The following is a 19,626-nucleotide window of genomic DNA, read 5'->3' on the forward strand; positions in this document are numbered from 1 at the left end:
TATTCACTTTTGATTCTCGTGCAGAGTTTCAACATAAACTTGGAAGATATTTCCAAGTTTAGTGTGTTGCTAGAGCATGCCGAATTTCATGAAGAAATGTATGGTGATACATTTTTTGAGTTTTTAGCCGAACATTATGGAGACGCTAGAGACAGTCATGATAATGACCATGAAGAACACGAAGACCTTCCTTTTAAAGACAGTCATCATATGTGTACACACATCAACACCTCTTTTATAGGTCTTGCAAACAACTTCGAAATTAACTATCAAGAGTTTATAGAAATCCCTTTTAACTTTCATTACAACGAAACAATAACAGACGCTGTTAAAACTTCTATTTTTCAGCCACCCAGAGCTGCATAATTCAATTTAGATCTTAATCCTATTTACTTAAAATAGGCATTTTATTATTTCTTAATTTTTATGAATTATGTTAGAAAACATCATAAAATTCAGCTTAAAAAACAAGCTGATTATATTCCTATTTACAGCCTTTATTGTTGGCTTCGGTATTTTCTCTTTGACCAAAATACCCATTGGTGCTGTTCCAGATATTACCAATAATCAAGTACAGGTTATTACTACATCGCGCAATTTATCTACGCAAGATGTAGAGCAATTTATAACCTATCCTGTAGAGCTTGAAATGGCTAATTTACCAGGTGTTGAAGAGATTCGATCGGTTTCAAAATTTGGGTTGTCTGTGGTAACCATAGTTTTTAATGACGACATGGGAACCTTTTTACCAAGACAACTTATTGCCGAAAAAATAAAATCCGCTTCCGAGAAAATACCAGAAGGTTTCGGTACTCCAGAAATGGGTCCAATAACGACTGGTTTGGGCGAAATTTATCAGTACATTTTAGATGTAAAACCTGGTTTTGAAGACAAGTATACCACAACCGATTTGCGTACCATCCAAGATTGGATTGTAAAGCGTCAATTATCAGGAATTCCCGGTGTAGTTGAAGTGAATACTTGGGGCGGATTTTTAAAGCAATACGAAGTTGCTATCAACCCAAACAAACTAACTGCAATGAATATTTCTATTGCAGAAATTTACGACGCTTTAGAAAAAAACAACAGTGTTTCTGGAGGTGGTTATATCGAAAAAAATGAGCAAGCCTTTTTTATTCGTGGTGAAGGTTTAGTAGGCTCTTTAAAAGATATTGAGAACATAGTCGTTAAAAATGATGGCGCACCAATTTACATTAAAGATGTTGCTAATGTTGGCTTTGGAAGCGCTACACGTTTTGGAGCCATTACAGGTAATGGTGAAGGCTAAAAAGTATTAGGTCAAATAATGATGCTTAAAGATGGTAACTCTAAAGAAGTTATTGACACTGTAAAAGAACGTGTGGCATCCATACAAAGCACATTGCCAGAAGGTGTTTATATTAATGGTTTTTTAGAACGAAGCGAACTGATTGGAAAAACCACATTTACCGTTGCCGAAAATTTAATACTTGGATCCTTAATCGTCATTTTTGTGGTGGTTTTACTACTCGGTAATTGGCGCTCTGGTTTGGTTGTTGCTTCGGTTATACCGTTAAGTTTATTGTTTGCAATAATTTTAATGCGTCAATTTGGAGTAGATGCCAATTTAATGAGTTTAGGTGCTATCGATTTTGGAATTATCATTGATGGCGCAGTTATTATTGTCGAGTTTATTGCGTTTCAAATTATGTCGAAAGCAGCGCACTTTTCAGAAATTAACAAAACAGAAAAACAAGCCGAAATTGACCAAATAACACTAAAAAGCGCATCAAAAATGATGAATTCTGCCATTTTTGGGCAATTAATAATCTTAATCGTGTTTATTCCAATCTTGTCTTTAAGTGGTATTGAAGGCAAAATGTTTAAACCTATGGCAATGACTTTCAGCTTTGCTTTAATAGGCGCCATGATTTTATGTTTAACCTATGTTCCTGTAGTGTCTTCTTTGTTTTTAAAACCTAGTAAACAGTCTGCAAAAAACATTTCTGTTAGATTAATGAAATTTCTAAATAGAGGCTACAAACCAATTATAAACTGGGCGTTGTCCAACAAGAAGATAGTCATCGTGTTATCGACAATTTTACTAGCGTCAAGCATTTGGATTTTTAGTAAAATGGGAGGCGAATTTGTACCCACTTTAGACGAAGGTGATTTTGTTATTCAACCTGTATTAAAAACCGGAACTTCCTTAGGAAAAACGATAGAAATCACGACAAGAATTGAGCAAATTCTTTTAGACAACTTCCCTGAAGTAGACCAAGTAGTGACACGAATTGGCGCTGCAGAAGTACCAACAGACCCAATGTCTATGGAAGAAAGTGATGTTATTATAAAACTGAAACCTAAAAAAGAATGGACCTCTGCAAAAAGTAAAGATGCATTAGCAGATAAATTTAAAGAAGCCTTAACCGTAATTCCAGGAATGGAAGTAGAATTTACCCAACCTATAGAAATGCGTTTTAACGAGCTAGTTACAGGTGTTCGTGCTGATGTAGCTATTAAAATTTTTGGAGAAAATTTAACCGTTTTAGCTAATAAAGCAGATGAAATTAAAAGACTAATTGAAAATGTAGAAGGTGCTGCAGATATCTCAGTCGAAAAAGTAGAAGGCTTACCACAAATGAGTGTGAAATTTAACCGAAGCAAAATAGCGCGTTATGGACTTAATATTTCCGATTTAAACGATGTTATTTCCATGGGATTTGCTGGTAAAACCGCAGGAAGTGTTTTTGAAGGTGAAAAACGTTTTGACTTAGTCCTTAGACTTCAAGAAAATAACAGAAAAAACATTGAAAGTCTTCAAAACTTATATGTAGATACACCCAATGGAAATAAAATTCCGCTTAGCGAATTAGCAGAAATTAGCTATACAACTGGTCCTGCTCAAATATCTAGAGACGACACCAAACGTCGTATTGTAGTTGGTATTAACGTTAGAAACCGAGATTTACAATCTGTTGTAAACGACGTGCAACAAATTATAGAAAGCAAGTTAAAACTACCTGTCGGTTACACTATTACTTATGGCGGACAATTTGAAAACTTACAAAGTGCAAAAGACCGCTTATTAGTTGCTGTTCCTGTGGCATTAGTGTTAATTTTTATCCTCCTATATTTTGCGTTCAACTCGGTTAAAGAAGCTCTTATTGTATATTCTGCAATCCCTCTATCTGCAGTTGGTGGTATTCTTTTATTATGGGCTAGAGATTTACCTTTTAGTATATCTGCAGGTGTTGGTTTTATTGCCCTATTTGGAATTGCAGTACTAAACGGAATTGTATTAATCGAGCATTTTAAAACGCTTAAAGCGGAAGGTTATAGCAATATAACCGATCGTATCAAAAAAGGAACATCAGAACGTTTACGACCAGTTTTACTTACCGCAGCAGCTGCAGCATTAGGTTTTTTACCTATGGCTATTTCTACAAATGCTGGTGCAGAAGTACAACGTCCTTTAGCAACGGTTGTTATTGGTGGTTTGGTTACTGCAACTTTACTAACCTTAGTAGTATTACCCGTTTTATACGCTTGGTTTGAAGAAAAAAAAGCACTTAAAATGAATAAAAAATCAATAACGACAATACTTATTTTGCTATTTACTTTTAGTATTCAAGCACAAAATAAACCCTTAACTATAGAAGAAACTTTAGCTGTAGCAATTGAAAACAATGCCAATTTAAAAGCTGAAAACTTAAAAATTGACCAATCTAATGCGTTAGTGAATTCGGCTTTTACCTTTGATAAAACGAGTGTTTATTATAATTATGACGAAAGTAATTTAGCAATAAACAATGAGCCTCTTAAGGTTTTCGGAATCTCACAAGATTTTAAATTTCCAACGGTTTATTTTGCTGAAAAGAAAGTAAACGAATCTAAAGTAAGTTTACAAGAAGCAAATTTTAGTTTGCAATTACAGCAAATAAGAAAGCAGGTTTATGCTAATTATTACCAATTAAGTTATGCTAAAAACAAAGCCAAAAACTATAAATATTTAGACAGCTTGTATAAAGATTTTGCACAAAAAGCAAAGCGTCGTTTTGAGTTAGGTGAAACTAATTATCTAGAAATGATAACTGCACAATCCAAACAGAAACAGTTGGAAACACTCTATAAACAATCGCTTCAAGAAGTTGTTTTATACAACCAGCAACTTAAAAAAATGGTGCAAGTAGATTCTCTTACTATTGAAAATGGTTTGCTCCAAAAACTAGAAGTAGCGCAATTATCTGTTAATCAAAATGTGGGATTATCCATTTTTGATGCGACTATTAATTATCAAAAAGCACAAACTAAATTAGAAAGACAAAGCTTACTTCCAGATTTAAATGCGGAATATTTTCAGGGTACAAATAGCACTCTAAACGACAATATAAAAGGCTATCAATTAGGTCTTAAAATCCCTGTTTTATTTGGTGGTCAACGCTCTAAAATTAGAGCTTCAAAAATCGCACAAGATATTATTGTCGAACAAAAACAAGATTATCAAGTTAAATTAAATGCAGAATACCAATCGTTATTGGCAAAGCTTCAGCAGTACGAAGACGCTATTAATTATTATGAAACGCAAGGGAAAACCCTTTCCGAAGAAATTATAAAAACAGCAAATAGAACTTTTAAAGAAGGTGAGATCGATTTCTTTCAATACATCCAAAGTTTAGAAACCGCAAAAGACATTCAGCTTAGCTATTTAGAGCAATTAAATCAATACAATCAAACCGTAATTACCATCAATCACTTAACACTATAAAGAGATGAACAAGATATATATCCTATTATTTTCGCTGGTTTTAGTAGCCTGCGGAAATTCAGAAAAAACAATAGAACTAGTTCCTGCAACAGAATCACATAATGACGACATCACCATTACAAAAGCACAGTTTGAAGGCGAAAAAATGGCTTTTGGAACATTAAAGGAATATGATTTTAATGAAACCGTAAAAGTAAACGGAATGATTGATGTGCCTCCACACAACAAATCTAGCGTTTCTACTTTTTCTGGTGGCTACATCACAAAAACACCTTTGCTAATTGGAGATAGCGTAAAAAAAGGACAACTTTTAGTCACCTTGGAAAATCCGGAATTTGTTGAGATTCAGCAAAACTACTTAGAAGTTTCAGAGCAATTAAATTATTTAAAATCTGAATTCAACAGACAAAAAACATTGTTTGAAGAAAAAATTACTTCAGAAAAGAACTACTTAAAAGCCGAAAGCGCTTACAAAAGTAACCTTGCACATTATAACGGACTGCGTAAAAAATTACAAATGCTAAACATTAATCCTAGTAGCGTGGAGCAAGGACATATTTCTTCCACTGTAAATTTATATGCACCAATTTCTGGTCATGTTACAAAGGTTAATATTAGTAACGGAACCTATGTTTCGCCTAGCGATGTTATCATGGAAATTGTAGATATTGACCATATTCACTTAGAGTTATCAGTCTTTGAAAAAGACATTATGCAAATTAAAAAAAGTCAAAAAATCCTGTTTAAAATTCCTGAAGCTTCGGACAAAACCTTTGAAGCAGAAGTGCATTTGGTTGGTACTACAATTGATGAACAAACACGACGCGTAAAAGTACATGGACACGTAGATAACGACAAGGAAAATTTTATTGTTGGGATGTTTGTAGATGCTGATATTATTATAGATAGTAAAAAAGGATTCGGTTTGCCAAAAGAAGCACTAATTGAAGTTGATAATGAATTTTTTGTTTTAATTTTAGAAGAAGAAAATACAAATGAATTTCATTTTAAAAAGTTTAAATTAGAACTTGGAAAACAAACTGAAGACTATGTCGAAATTTTAAATTCTGAAGTTTTAAAGGATAAACAAATAGTGACAAAAGGCACAAATATGTTACTAAATAATGGCGAAGGAGGACACAGTCATTAACAATAATCATAGAGTAATCTAAATGGAAAAACACACTAACGAAGCACACAACCACAGCCATAATTTGATTTTTGGCAAAAAAACAGAGCTGTATTTTGCAATACTTTGTGGTATTTTTTTAGTGACTGGTTTTACCCTAGCAAAACTAACCGATTTACCAACTTGGGCATCGCTCTCAAGTTATATAATTGCTTACTTTTTTGGTGGTTATTTTATAACAATTGAAGCTGGAGCAAAACTACCAAAAGGCCAATTTGATATTGATTTTTTAATGATTGCTGCTGCGATTGGAGCAGCTTACATTGGCAGTTGGGCAGAAGGCGCTTTGCTTCTTTTCTTATTTAGTTTAGGTCATGCGCTGGAACATTACGCGATGAATAAGGCAAAAAAATCTATTGAAGCACTAAGTGATTTATCTCCTAAAGTAGCATTAGTAAAAAACCGGAATCAGCTTATTGAAACACCAATTGAAAATTTAAAAATTGGAGATATAATCGTAGTCAAACCAAACACTAAAATTGCAGCAGATGGTGTAATTATATCTGGAAACAGCAGCATTAATCAAGCACCAATAACTGGAGAAAGTATGCCTGTTGACAAAACAGCAATCCCATCTTTAGACAAGTTACCTGAGTTTAAGCACATCGATAAAAAACACATTGCGTTTACAGGTACTATAAATGGAGATAGCACCATTGAAGTACATGTTTTAAAACTAAGCCACGACTCCACAGTCGCGCGATTAATTAAAATGGTTAGCGAGGTAGAAACCCAAAAATCGCCAACCCAACGTTTAACCAAAAAATTTGAAAAATGGTATGTGCCAATAGTAATTATTGTAGTTGTTTTATTATGCTTTGTCTACCTAATTATAGACGAAACGTTTAGTGAAAGTTTGTACAGAGCCATAACTGTTTTGGTAGCAGCAAGCCCCTGTGCTTTGGCAATATCTACACCAAGTGCAGTCCTTAGCGGAATTGCAAGAGCAGCACAAAAAGGCGTTTTAATTAAAGGCGGAAAAGCATTAGAAGATTTAGGAAGCATTACCACAATTGCGTTTGATAAAACAGGAACCCTAACCGAAGGAAAGCCAAAATTAACCAATGTGATTGCTTTAAATAATTTTGATGAAAATAAATTTCTACAAATTGTTTTAGAGGTAGAAAATTTAAGTAATCATCCACTAGCAAAAGCAATAGCAAAGGATATTGAAAAACTACATAATATCCAATTTAAAGGCGTTGCTAAAAATAGTGAAGCCATACAAGGAAAAGGAGTTACAGCCTCTTACAACAATGCCAAAGTGTTTATTGGTAATCTAAAATTAATGCAAGATGAAGGCATTACTGTTCAAGATTCTGTAATCACAACAATGGATGGTCTTTTACAACATGGTCATACCGTTATGTTGGTTGCTTTAAAAAATGAAGTAATAGGTATAATTAGCGTTATGGATACGCCAAGACAAACAGCAGAAAGCACATTAAAAAGGCTAAAAGCAATTGGCATAAAACGCATGATTATGCTAACTGGAGATCATCAAAATGTTGGTGATGCTATTGCACAACAAATAGGATTAACCGAAGCAAAAGGAAACTTATTACCAGAAGATAAAGTAAAAGCTATCAAAAATTTATTAGCAACAGACGGGAAAATTGCTATGGTTGGAGATGGTGTAAATGATGCTCCAGCAATGGCTTTAAGCACTGTAAGTGTTGCTATGGGAGCAGCAGGAAGTGATGTGGCTTTAGAAACCGCAGACGTCGCTTTAATGTCTGACAAAATAGAAAACTTACCTTTTGTTATTGGGTTAAGTAGAGCATCTAAACGCATTATTAAAGAGAATATTTTTATAAGCTTAGGTGTTGTCGCTATACTTGTTCCTGTTACAATTTTAGGATTAACCAATATTGGATTGGCAGTTTTGTTTCATGAAGGATCAACCATAGTCGTTGTTTTAAATGCTTTACGCTTATTGGCTTATAAGGAAGATTAATAATACTATTCTTATTTACGCAACCATTTATTACATTTATCATCTACTAATGGTATGGCTTTTGATAAGTTATACGCTTTAATCAATCAACCTAATTTATGAAAAAAACACTTTTATTATTCGTTTTATTATTGACTTCTTTTTATGGGTTTGCTCAAGAAAAGCAAGAGGTATCTGATGAGAAACAAAATGAACTAAAACTAAATATGACCAATATAATCATATTTAAATTTTTAGACATTACTTATGAAAAAGCACTTAACGAAGAATCTGCAGTTGGTGTTAGTGTGCTTTATAATTTTTCTGACGATAATGATGATGGGTTAGACGAATACCGAAAATTTTCTATAACACCTTACTACAGACATTATTTTTCTAAACAATATGCTGAAGGGTTTTTTGTCGAAGGCTTTACAATGTTACATACAGGAGAAGAAAACAATAATATTTACATCCTATATGATGACAATAACCCAAGCTTAGGAGGCGATTTTAAAGATGAAAACTACACTGATTTAGCTATAGGACTTTCAACAGGTTTTAAAGCTGTAAGCAACCGTGGTTTTGTTGCAGAAATTTATTTAGGAATTGGGAGAGATCTACTAGGAAATAGTGATCTTGAAGTTGTAGGTCGTGGTGGAATTTCACTGGGCTTTAGATTTTAAATATTTATATTAAAGACATAAAAAAAAAGCTTCAGAAATATCTGAAGCTTTTTTATTTATATCAATTTAAATAACACATTAATCTTGTTATTTAAACGTGTACTCTATTATTACATTTTCATTAACCAATGCTTCACATCAACCTCAGCTTTGATTAAGTCTTTTAAATCTTCAATCTTAACACGTTTTTGTTCCATTGTGTCTCTATGTCTAATAGTAACCGTGTTATCCGTTAAAGTGTCGTGATCTACTGTAATACAAAATGGTGTACCATTAGCATCTTGACGTCTGTAACGCTTACCAACCGCATCTTTTTCGTCATAAAACACATTAAAGTCCCATTTAAGATCTTCAATAATTTGTTTAGCTATTTCTGGTAAACCATCTTTTTTAACTAACGGAAAAACTGCTGCTTTTACTGGAGCTAAGACTGCTGGTAGTTTTAAAACCGTTCTAACACTACCATCTTCTAAAGTCTCGTCCATTAATGAATTTGAAAATACTGCTAAAAACATTCTATCTAAACCAATAGACGTTTCTAAAACATATGGTGTATAACTTGCGTTGTCTTCATGATCAAAATACTGAAGTTTTTTTCCTGAAAATTCTTCGTGTTGTTTTAAATCAAAATCAGTACGCGAGTGGATTCCTTCTAATTCTTTAAAACCAAACGGAAATTTAAACTCGATATCTGTTGCAGCGTCTGCGTAATGTGCTAATTTTTCATGGTCATGAAAACGGTAGTTGTCTTCACCTAAACCTAAAGACTTATGCCATTTTAATCTGGTTTCTTTCCAGTAATCAAACCATTCTTTTTGTGTGCCTGGTTTAATAAAAAATTGCATTTCCATTTGTTCAAACTCACGCATTCTAAAAATAAATTGTCTTGCAACAATCTCATTTCTAAACGCTTTACCTGTTTGAGCAATTCCGAAAGGAATTTTCATTCTTCCCGTTTTTTGCACATTTAAAAAGTTTACAAAAATACCTTGAGCTGTTTCTGGACGTAAATACAAATCCATTGCAGTCTCTGCTGTAGCACCAAGTTTGGTACCAAACATTAGGTTAAATTGCTTGACGTCTGTCCAGTTTCTACTTCCTGATAAAGGACAAGCAATGTCTAGCTCTTCAATTAAAGCTTTAACATCTGCTAAATCTTCAGCTTCTAAAGATTTTCCTAAGCGTTTTAATATGGTATCAATTTTTTCTTGATAACCTAAAACTCTAGGATTGGTAGAAATAAATTCTTGTTTATTGAAAGCTTCGCCAAAACGTTTTTCCGCTTTAGCGACTTCTTTATCGATTTTTGCTTCAATTTTAGCACAATAGTCCTCTACTAAAACGTCTGCTCTATATCTTTTTTTAGAATCTTTGTTGTCTATTAATGGGTCACTAAAGGCATCTACGTGTCCTGAGGCTTTCCAAGTTGTTGGATGCATAAATATTGCTGCATCGATACCAACAATATTATCATTCATCTGTACCATTGCTTTCCACCAATAGTCACGTATGTTTTTCTTTAATTCTGCTCCATTTTGAGCGTAGTCGTAAACTGCGCTAAGTCCATCATAGATTTCACTACTTTGGAATACGTAACCATACTCCTTTGCGTGAGAGATTACTTTTTTAAATTGATCGTCGTTGTTTGCCATAATAGTACAAAGATAAACGATAAATAAAAGTGTACAACCAAAAATTGATTAGTCTTTTTGACAAGTATAAATAAATGCTGGAGGTGCGTTTAATGGCTCAAAACCTAATGTAATATTGCCATTAAATTTTTCTTTTAATGCTGCGTAGTATGTCAAGCTGTACTGAAACTGAAAAAAGTAGCCTTTTGAGTTTAAACTTTTAAAGGCACTATCCATAATAATTTGAGTAATTGGCTTAGGAATGTTTGTTAAAGGCAAACTGGAAACAATATAGTCTGTAGTTGTAAAACCATGTTGCTTAATTACCTCTTGTACTTTGTCGGCAGATTGTTTAGAAACAATAAACCTTGGATCCTCTATTTTTAATAAATCTTTGTAAAAGGTTTCATTAATTTCAAAGCTAATCAGCTTGGCGTCTGGTTGTAATCGTTTTAAAATCTCTTTAGTAATGACACCATTACCTGGACCAAACTCCACTATTAGTTTAGCAGTACTAAAATCTATCCCTTTTAATAGTTTTGATGCTAAGAATCTAGAGCTTGGAAACAAAGTACCTGAAGTTTTTAAGCTTTTTAAGGATTCTTTTAAAAAATTTATTTTGTTCAAAAAAGGGGTTTTTAGAGATAATATAAACGAATATAAGCTTTTTTATTATTTGATATAAAATGCTAAATTAAAACCATTATAAACGACAATGGTGCTATTTAATTATTGTTTAACTATTACTTAAGCATTATAGAGGTGCTTCCTAGTCTTGTATTATCGTAAAACACGTTTACAAAATAGACGCCTTTAGTTAAAGGCTCATCCAAATCCGTAGTTATTAATGTATTAACGTCAATAGCTTCGTTTTTATAGTCAACTTTAATTTTTTTACTAAATATTAATGACTGCTCTCCAAACGATATTGATCCTTGGTCTGCTACAACATTATTATTAGGATTTAAAATTTGAATGTATAAATCTTTTACTCCTGTTGTTGCTAATTTATTTTTATCCAACGTAAATGATACATATAGCTTATTAGCTTTACTAGCATTTGATGTGCTTACTATGCGTTTTTTAGTAACTCGTTTTACTGCTTTTGCGTCTAAAGAGGCTATGCTTAAAAGACTTGCTTTGTCTAAAGCAGTCGACATTTTAGCGTTAGCAGTAGCCAATCCTTTATTTTTAGTAGATAAACTTGAGGTATTGTTTTTTGCTACTTTTAAGTTTTGTGTAACAGCTTCGTTTTGAGATGCTAAACGGTTGTTTTCTGTCTTAAGTGTAGATACAACATTTAAAAATGCTGCATTTTCTTTTTGTAAAAGATTAATTTTAGAACGATATAATGATAATAATGAAGCGCTTGGCTGCAATGTTTTTATAGAATCTAGAATATGCGCTACATTAAGTTTTGACTGTTGTAATTTATTACGAAGTGAATCATTATCCACTTTAATATTATCATAACGTATTACCATATCTGATAATTCGTTTTCTAATAGTTTTTTTTCTTGAGACACGTATGTTTTATAATCTACTAATTGATTATAGTTAGAAAACGTGTAAGATCCTAATATTACAAAAACAACAATCAATGAGCCTATAATTATCCTATAGTTATATGTATGAGGAAAAATTAACATGATTTAATTTTATTTTAAAAAATAAAAATATTGTTATTTATTAAGGTGTCAATTTAAAATCGATGAAGAGGTAAAAAAATTGTTTAACTCTCTTAAAATCAAAAAAAACGCCTCGTGCACTTCTGCACTTAGCGTTTTTTAATAAATGGATTAATATTTATATTTTACACTAATTAAAAGTTGTTTTAGCACTTCCAATTAATTGATTATCATGATATATGGTTATATAATATTCTCCTTTTAATAAAATTTCGTTATCAGAAAGGTTAATAAAAACACATGTCTGCAAACTATTATTATTATAATTAATAACATCCAGTTGACTGTACATCAAGGAAGTATCACTAATAGTAATATCTCCTTTATAAGCAATTACGTTATTTTTAGGATCTAACACCTGAAAATATAATTCTTTTTTACCTTGTGTAGCTATGTCATTTTTAGCCACTGTGTAGCAAATATTTAGCATCTTAACGCGTTTTGCAGCTGTGGTTGTTTTAATATTTCCACTGTTGGTGATACGTTTGACACCTTCAACATAGATATCACTAATACTTATCATTTTTGCTTTATCTATTTCATTTAAATAGTCAGTATTAAGTTTTGACAAAGCTCTATTTTGTTGCTTTAAAGATTTAGATTGTAACATCGTTTTATCCAATGCTTCATCAGCTAATCGTGCCTCTTCTTGTAGTACTTTATTTTCTTTATTTAATTGATTAACTAATTCTAATATTTTAGAATTTTCAAGTTTTATAGCTTGCAATTGTTTTTTGTAATGGTTTAACAGCTTAATATCTGGTGTTATATGCTTAACAGAATCCAAAATACGAATGATTTTAATCTTGGATTGCTCTAGTCTATCACTTAATAATTGGTTATCCGTTTTAAGTGCATTAAAATCCATTGATAATTGATTAAGCTCTGCTTCTATTAAAGCATTTTCATCTACAAGAAAGTTTTTATATTGATTTAAAGAGCTGTAATTATAATAACTATATAAACCAAGCGCACATAGCATAGTTAGTAGCGCAATGATAACTAACTTAAGATTATAGGTTTGGGGTTTAATAATCATGAGTTTTAATAATTATCACTAAAATAATATAAATTAATGGAATTGTAAGAATTTTTCGATAACTTGAACATGTTTTTCACTAAAAACTAGACTATTATAGCTTTTTATATCTATTTAGTATTAATTTTTAATCCATAATCTTTAATCGTAAACATGAGTTTAAAAGCTTTAGCCAATTTGTTTTTCCCTTTGGTATGTAATGCTTGTAAGGACACTTTAACAGACAACGAATCTTTTTTATGTACCAACTGTAGACATAATCTGCCTACTACAAACTTCCATTTAACTCAAGACCCTTTTGTTAAAAACGTCTTCTATGGTCGTGCAAAAATAGAATCTGCAACAGCGTTACTACGATTTGAAAAAAAAGGAATAGTACAACATTTACTACACCAATTAAAATATGGTAAAAATGAAGCTATAGGGTCATTTTTAGGTGATTGGCTAGGCGAAGAGCTAAAATCTAACCACGAATATCAAGCTATAGATGTAGTAATTCCTGTACCATTACATCCAAAAAAAATTAAAAAAAGAGGCTATAATCAGGTCTCCAAGTTTGGTCAAAATATTGCAACATTACTTAATACGGATTTTAATGAAGACCTTTTGATTAAGATTACAAATCCATCAAAATCTCAAGCGCGAAAAACTAGATTAGAACGTTGGGAATTAAACAATGAAGCTTTTGCTGTAAAAGAACTAGAAAAACTACACAACAAGCATATCTTGTTAGTTGATGACATTATTACCACAGGAAACACCTTAGAAGCCTGTATTATAGAATTAAATAAAGCTAAAAACATAAAAATAAGTATTGCTGCTATGGCAATAGCTTAAGGCATTTTTCGTTAAACGAATAATAAGTTGTTAATTTGTATCTTCATTTAAATTAGTATGCAAAATCGTTTTTTAAATTTTTGTTTTTTGTGCGCTATAGCGCTCTCTTTTATCAATTGTGCTAATAGAGGAAATATTAGTGGAGGAGAACCAGATATTACGCCTCCAAAAATTACAAAAACATTTCCTAAAAATTACTCTACAAACTTTAATAGTAAAGAAATAAGAATCTATTTTGACGAGTATATTAAAATTAAAAATCTGTCTAAACAGCTTATTATTTCGCCACCAATGGATATCACGCCAGAGATAACACCATTAGGAAGCTCTAGCGACTTTATAAAAATTAAAATATTTGATACTTTAAAACCAAATACCACCTATGCTTTTAATTTTGGTAATAGTATAGTAGACAACAACGAAGAAAATCCATACACGTATTATAAATATGTGTTTTCTACAGGTGATTATATAGATTCTTTAAAAGTAAAAGGTAAAGTAATGGATGCATTAAACCGCACCACAGACCCTTTTATATCTGTTAATTTATATGAAAAGGATTCCACTTACACAGACTCTGTTGTCTATAAAAAAAATCCAAAATACGTAACCAACACTTTAGATAGTACCACAAATTTTACGTTAGAAAACTTAAAAGCAGGAACTTACAAACTAATTGCTTTAAAAGACAATAACAGCAATAATAAGTTTGACCAAAAAACAGATAAAATTGGTTTTAAAGAAGAATTTATTACTGTATCAACAGACAGTTCTGCTTTTTACGAATTAAAATTATTTAAAGAAGAAATAAATTATAAAGCAGAAAAACCCAAACTAGTTTCTGGCGAAAAAATCATATTTGGTTTTGAAGGTAAAGATTACAAAAACATGAGTATTGATCTATTGTCAGAGGTTCCTGCAGATTACACGTCAAGCTACTATAAAGATCAAGAAACCGACAGTTTAAACTACTTTTACAAACCTAAACTAGAAGTAGACTCATTAGTTTTTAAAGTTAGTTACAAAACTAAAATTGACACCTTTACGGTTAGAATTAAGAACAATAAAAAAGATTCGTTATTACTTAAAGCGACACCTAATAGCAATATAGATTTTATTGAAACTTTAAAAATTTCGGCAAATATCCCGATTACCAAATTTGACAAAAATCAAATTAGTATCATGGATAAAGACTCAACTAATGTTGCTTTTACAACTAAGTTAGATACATTACAAAATACAATAGAGGTTTTATTTGATAAAAAAGAAGACAACAAATACAAAGTCCGATTGTTACCAAATGCTGTAACCGACTTTTTTGACAATACTAATGACACTTTAAACTTTAACTTATCTACCGTTAAAGCATCTAGTTTAGGAAACGTACGTGTCAATATTAAAAATGGTGTTTACCCTTTGATTGTGCAATTAGTAGATGACAAAAACGAGGTTAAATACGAAAAGTATATCACCAAACCAGAACCCTTAGATTTCTATTTAGTTAAACCTAACAAGTATTATATAAGAGCTATTTTTGACTCCAACAAAAATAAAATATATGATACAGGAGTCTATTTAACTTCTAAAAACCCAGAGCGTGTAAGCTATTCTGAAAAACCTATTGAGGTTAGAGTTGGCTGGGAATTAATTGAAGAATTTATTCTAAAATAAAACCATCTTTATCGTCCAAGAAACGTAGTTTTTTCCTGGTAGCATCTACATGAAATTTAGTTAAAGCCACTAGCTTAACAGCTTCGGTATTTGGGTTGACATCTACCAATTTTTCACCTAAAGCATCATATACAGCAGAGTGTCCTGGATACTCAAAATTATTAGCATCCAATCCTACCCTATTTACACCAATACAATAGCTCATATTTTCTATTGCTCTTGCTTGTAACAAAGTATCCCAAGCTTTAATCCTTTTTTTAGGCCAATTTGCCACGTATAAAAGCACGTCATAATCCTCAGAGATTCTGGACCAAACCGGAAAGCGCAAGTCGTAACAAATTAAAGGTCTAATCTTAAAACCTTTGTAGTTTATTATTAGTTTTTGATTCCCTTTTTTATATACTTTATCCTCTCCTGCCAACGTAAACGTATGTCGCTTGTCATAAGTATCAATAAGTCCATTAGGATGTACAAAAACTAGTCTATTATAGTAATTATCATCCACTTTTATAACCAAGCTACCAACTATTGCTGCATTTTTTGCTTTTGCTAAGGACTGCATCCATTGTATGGTTTTACCATCCATAGCTTCTGCAACAAATTGCGGAAACATAGTAAATCCAGAAGTAAACATTTCTGGTAAAACAATTAAATCTACAGTATCAGATATTGCATTTATTTTTTCTGAAAAATTCAGTCTGTTTTGTTCAGGATTTTCCCAAACCAAATCAGACTGAATAATTGCAATATTTAATACAGTGTCCACTACTTTAATTTATTCAGTTTTTGTTCTGCCTTAGTAATATTTGATCTTAACTTTTCAAGTTTACCTTCCCATTTATCAATGTCATTAGGAGACAGCTTTCCTTTAGCTTCAAGCTTTTGATATTTTTTAGTTTCTTTTTCTAATTTAGCATTAGCTTTTTCCAAGTTGCTTTCTGCTTTTTCTATTTTAGCATTAGCCTTTTCTATTTTTTGACGCGCTTTCTCCGATTTTTTTCTAGCTTTCTCAGATCTTTTACGTTCCTTTTCTGCAGCTTTACGTTCTCTTTCTTGCGCCTTAACTTCTCTTGCTTCAGCTTTAGCTTGCTTTTCTTTTTGACGTTTTTCCTTATCTGCTGCTTTAACTGCTTTTTCTGCAGCTTTAATTTCAGCTTTCTTGGTGTCTGCCAAATTATAAATTTCTATTTTTTGAGATTCAGTTAATGTTTCAGAAACATCTTTACCATTTAAGCTAATAACTTTGTTTTTTACCACATAAGCTTGATTATCAAAAGTAACTTCTTGAGCAATTAGTGTATGAGATACTACTGTAATTAGTAGTATTAAAAGTATTTTTATTGTCTTCATTTTAATAATAAATTAGAAAGTAAAAGTAAGGAGAATTTCCTACAAAATAATCTAGTTTAAAGTATTCTTAACTTTTTAAGTAACTCACCTTTATAAGTTCTTCCAATAGGTAATCTGTGGGTTGTTATAAAGATTTCATTCCCTGAGATTTTAGTCACACTTTTAGTGTTTATAATAAATGATTTATGGATTTGTACAAACTGAGTACTAGGTAGTTTTTCGATCCAGTTTTTAAGTGAATCTATAAAGGATAGTTTTTGTGTTATAGTGGTAATAGTAATATAGTTTCTATCAGATTCTAAAAATAAAATATCTTTTAAAATTATTTTATGAAGTGTTTTATCCACATTTAAAAAAATAGAATCTTCAGTAGTTGGATTAACAACATCTTGTTTTAAAAATCGGTCTTCAGCCTTATTTACAGCCTTTAAAAATCGATCAAAACCAAAGGGTTTGACCAAATAATCCACTATGGTATCCAACTCAAAACTGCTAACCGCATATTCTGGATAAGCAGTAGTCATAATAATTGCTGGTGGATTTTTTACCGTTTTTATAAAATCTAACCCTGAAATGTCAGGTAAATTAACATCTAAAAACACCAAATCTACAATGTTAGTTTTAAAGTAATTATTGGCATCCATTGCTACCTGAAAAGTAGCTAGCAATTGTAACTCAGGAATTTTACTTAAATAATTTTTAAGTAAATTTTGAGCAGGCAATTCGTCTTCTATAATTATACAAGTCATACTAAATGTAGTGTTAAAACAACCTTAAACTTATCAGAGTTTTCTATTACAAATTGGTGCTTTTCTGGATATAATAATTGCAACCGTTTTTCTAAATTTATTAATCCTATTTTAAATTGTGTAGTATCCGTAATTTTATTTTCAAAATCGTTAATACAAGTACATTTTAAAAGGTTGTTATTCTCAATAATTTCAATAGAAATAACACTATTTAAAACACTATGTTTAAAAGCGTTTTCAATAATGGTAATTAACAATAATGGACCTATTTTTAAATAATTAGATGTGATACTTGTCGTATAGTTAATTTGCTTTACACCTTCGGTTCTAATTTTTTGAAACTTAATATAATTATCCAAAAACTGTAGTTCTTTATCTAAATCAACATACTGCGCATTACTATCATACAACACGTGTTTTAAATTATCTGATAGCATCAAAATAAGTTCTGGAGTTTCGGTAGGTTTTTCAATAGAATAAGAATAAATCGTATTTAAATTATTAAACAATACGTGTGGATTAATTTGCGATTTCAAAAACTTTAACTCCATTTCAGTATGTTGTTTTATCATGTCTTCTTTTTGTTTTTGTTCGTCCAAAAAACGAAACAACATCCATATAAACGAGAAAAATATTAAAGGCACCAAGGTTTGCCATAAATAATCACTTAAGCATTTCATTATGGAGCAACCACACTGTGCAAAAACATTGCAATAGACTTGAGTGGCTAAAAATGAAATTGTCATAAATAACAACCCATAAAAAATATACCATTTTCGTTTTACAAAAAATGGCAAGAGTATAAAATGATTAATATAAACAATTACTGCAAGTATAGATAAATACTGCAAAAAAGGGTTTTCGGCCCAATAATATCTGGAAAATATATATAGCGATACAAATATAAATAGCATCCATCCCAAGAGGTGCACTAAAATTTGTGACGTGTGTTTTTTTAAATCTGTCATAACAAGTTTGAAAGTAATCTAAAAACCTAAAACCATCAAAAAACAAAGTACAAAAGCCAATAAAAGCAATGCAAACTGCATAAATAATTGCTGTTTGCAATCTTAAGTACGTAGTTGGTTAACATTTTTATTTATTAAAAAATATAATAAATAGGTTTGAGTAAATCAAAAAACCAATAGATTATGAAATCATTAGTTACTCTTTTTATTTTTATTATTAGTTATGCAACTGCATATGCACAAACCCTAAACCAAGAGGTTATTGATCCTGACGGAAAACCCAAATTATTAGGTGTAATTAACAAAGAAGGACTCCAAAAAGACACTTACAAAGCGTGGTTTGATACAAATCATGACCATTATATTGTTAATGATAAATTGGTAGAAACTTTCTCTGAATCGTTAAAAGATTATACTATCAAAGTATTTTTAGGTACGTGGTGTGGTGATAGCAAAAAAGAAGTTCCGCGTTTCTATAAAGTATTAGAAACAGCAAATTATAATCTAGATAATCTAGAAGTTGTCGCTTTAGACAATCAAAAAGAGCACTACAAACAAGGACCAAATGGAGAAGAAAAAGGATATGACATCCATCGTGTGCCTACTTTTATTTTTTATAAAGATGGTAAAGAAATTAACCGCATTGTAGAGCATCCAATTGAAACCCTAGAACGTGATATTGAAAAAATTGTAACTAACCAATCTTATAGTTTTAATTACATTGCTGCAGATTATATCCAATATTTACTATCTACTAAAACAATAGAGCAACTAAATACAGAGCAAACAAAATTAGTCGCTCAACTATCAGAGTTTGTTAAAGGTAGTCGTGAGTTAAATACTTTAGGCTACGTGTATTTGCGTGCAAAAGCATTTGATAAAGCGTTATATACTTTTAAATTAAATACTTTAATTTTTCCGTATAAACCAAACGTGTATGATAGTTTAGGCGAAGCTTTTTTTATTACTAATAATTATACTGAAGCCTTAATTAATTACAACAAAGTATTAGCGTTGCAGCCAGAGGATAAAAATGCTTTGGAAATGATTCAAAAAATCAATCAAGCAAACAAGCAATAAATGCTGACTATTAAATCTATTTTAACAATTTATTATTTGTTGGTTTTTTATCTTT

At 31.2% G+C, this 19,626-nt stretch carries 15 protein-coding genes and 1 pseudogene; 8 read left to right on the plus strand and 8 right to left on the minus strand.

The window, feature by feature from the left end; translation table 11 throughout:
* The first annotated feature begins 39 nt into the window (after positions 1-39).
* The 5 genes and pseudogenes from JM82_RS12195 to JM82_RS12215 all read left to right on the plus strand — a co-directional run bounded on the left by JM82_RS12195 (position 40) and on the right by JM82_RS12215 (position 8,558).
* A complete protein-coding gene (locus JM82_RS12195) occupies positions 40-366 on the plus strand; it encodes a hypothetical protein (protein WP_261375375.1) in 327 nt (108 codons plus the stop codon).
* Between the two features lie 67 nt (positions 367-433).
* Positions 434-4,747 (plus strand): annotated as a pseudogene (locus JM82_RS12200) (CusA/CzcA family heavy metal efflux RND transporter).
* A gap of 4 nt (positions 4,748-4,751) precedes the next feature.
* Positions 4,752-5,897: an efflux RND transporter periplasmic adaptor subunit gene (locus JM82_RS12205; protein WP_145004292.1), complete on the plus strand. Its 1,146-nt coding sequence runs from the start codon at positions 4,752-4,754 to the stop codon at positions 5,895-5,897.
* A 22-nt stretch (positions 5,898-5,919) separates the two neighbouring features.
* The gene (locus tag JM82_RS12210; protein ID WP_145004295.1) at positions 5,920-7,893 is read left to right on the plus strand and encodes a heavy metal translocating P-type ATPase; all 1,974 of its coding nucleotides are present in this window, start codon (positions 5,920-5,922) and stop codon (positions 7,891-7,893) included.
* Between the two features lie 98 nt (positions 7,894-7,991).
* A complete protein-coding gene (locus JM82_RS12215) occupies positions 7,992-8,558 on the plus strand; it encodes a DUF3575 domain-containing protein (protein ID WP_145004298.1) in 567 nt (188 codons plus the stop codon).
* 110 nt (positions 8,559-8,668) lie between these two features.
* On the opposite strand, the gene JM82_RS12220 is transcribed toward JM82_RS12215, so the two are convergent.
* The 4 genes from JM82_RS12220 to JM82_RS12235 all read right to left on the minus strand — a co-directional run bounded on the left by JM82_RS12220 (position 8,669) and on the right by JM82_RS12235 (position 12,916).
* Positions 8,669-10,210: a glycine--tRNA ligase gene (locus tag JM82_RS12220; RefSeq protein WP_145004301.1), complete on the minus strand. Its 1,542-nt coding sequence runs from the start codon at positions 10,208-10,210 to the stop codon at positions 8,669-8,671.
* A gap of 48 nt (positions 10,211-10,258) precedes the next feature.
* Positions 10,259-10,816 (minus strand): class I SAM-dependent methyltransferase, encoded by a 558-nt coding sequence (locus JM82_RS12225; protein ID WP_145004304.1) that lies wholly within the window; start codon positions 10,814-10,816, stop codon positions 10,259-10,261.
* A gap of 116 nt (positions 10,817-10,932) precedes the next feature.
* Positions 10,933-11,838, minus strand: a complete 906-nt coding sequence (locus JM82_RS12230; RefSeq protein ID WP_145004307.1) for a hypothetical protein — start codon at positions 11,836-11,838, stop codon at positions 10,933-10,935.
* Between the two features lie 169 nt (positions 11,839-12,007).
* Positions 12,008-12,916 (minus strand): hypothetical protein, encoded by a 909-nt coding sequence (locus JM82_RS12235; protein WP_145004310.1) that lies wholly within the window; start codon positions 12,914-12,916, stop codon positions 12,008-12,010.
* A 153-nt stretch (positions 12,917-13,069) separates the two neighbouring features.
* Here JM82_RS12235 and JM82_RS12240 point away from each other — a divergent pair, with 153 nt between their 5' ends.
* Together JM82_RS12240 and JM82_RS12245 are read left to right on the plus strand one after the other, a co-directional pair.
* Complete coding sequence (locus JM82_RS12240; protein WP_145004313.1) at positions 13,070-13,753, plus strand: ComF family protein; 684 nt, start codon at positions 13,070-13,072, stop codon at positions 13,751-13,753.
* 87 nt (positions 13,754-13,840) lie between these two features.
* On the plus strand, positions 13,841-15,424 hold the full coding sequence (locus JM82_RS12245; RefSeq protein ID WP_261375376.1) for an Ig-like domain-containing protein: 1,584 nt from the start codon (positions 13,841-13,843) through the stop codon (positions 15,422-15,424).
* On the opposite strand, the gene JM82_RS12250 is transcribed toward JM82_RS12245, so the two are convergent.
* The 4 genes from JM82_RS12250 to JM82_RS12265 are packed head-to-tail and all read right to left on the minus strand — an operon-like array spanning position 15,411 to position 18,203.
* A complete protein-coding gene (locus tag JM82_RS12250) occupies positions 15,411-16,190 on the minus strand; it encodes a nitrilase family protein (protein WP_145004318.1) in 780 nt (259 codons plus the stop codon). The genes JM82_RS12245 and JM82_RS12250 overlap by 14 nt on opposite strands.
* Positions 16,190-16,774, minus strand: a complete 585-nt coding sequence (locus JM82_RS12255; protein ID WP_145004321.1) for a hypothetical protein — start codon at positions 16,772-16,774, stop codon at positions 16,190-16,192. Before JM82_RS12255 ends, JM82_RS12250 begins: the two co-directional genes overlap by 1 nt.
* Positions 16,775-16,830: 56 nt before the next feature.
* On the minus strand, positions 16,831-17,523 hold the full coding sequence (locus JM82_RS12260; protein ID WP_145004324.1) for a LytR/AlgR family response regulator transcription factor: 693 nt from the start codon (positions 17,521-17,523) through the stop codon (positions 16,831-16,833).
* A complete protein-coding gene (locus JM82_RS12265) occupies positions 17,520-18,203 on the minus strand; it encodes a sensor histidine kinase (protein ID WP_261375377.1) in 684 nt (227 codons plus the stop codon). Before JM82_RS12265 ends, JM82_RS12260 begins: the two co-directional genes overlap by 4 nt.
* 471 nt (positions 18,204-18,674) lie before the next feature.
* On the opposite strand from JM82_RS12265, the gene JM82_RS12270 reads away from it, so the two are divergent.
* Complete coding sequence (locus JM82_RS12270; RefSeq protein ID WP_145004327.1) at positions 18,675-19,571, plus strand: thioredoxin domain-containing protein; 897 nt, start codon at positions 18,675-18,677, stop codon at positions 19,569-19,571.
* Positions 19,572-19,626: the final 55 nt, after the last annotated feature.

It is taken from the genome of Olleya sp. Hel_I_94 (genome assembly GCF_007827365.1).
Lineage (GTDB): Bacteria > Bacteroidota > Bacteroidia > Flavobacteriales > Flavobacteriaceae > Olleya.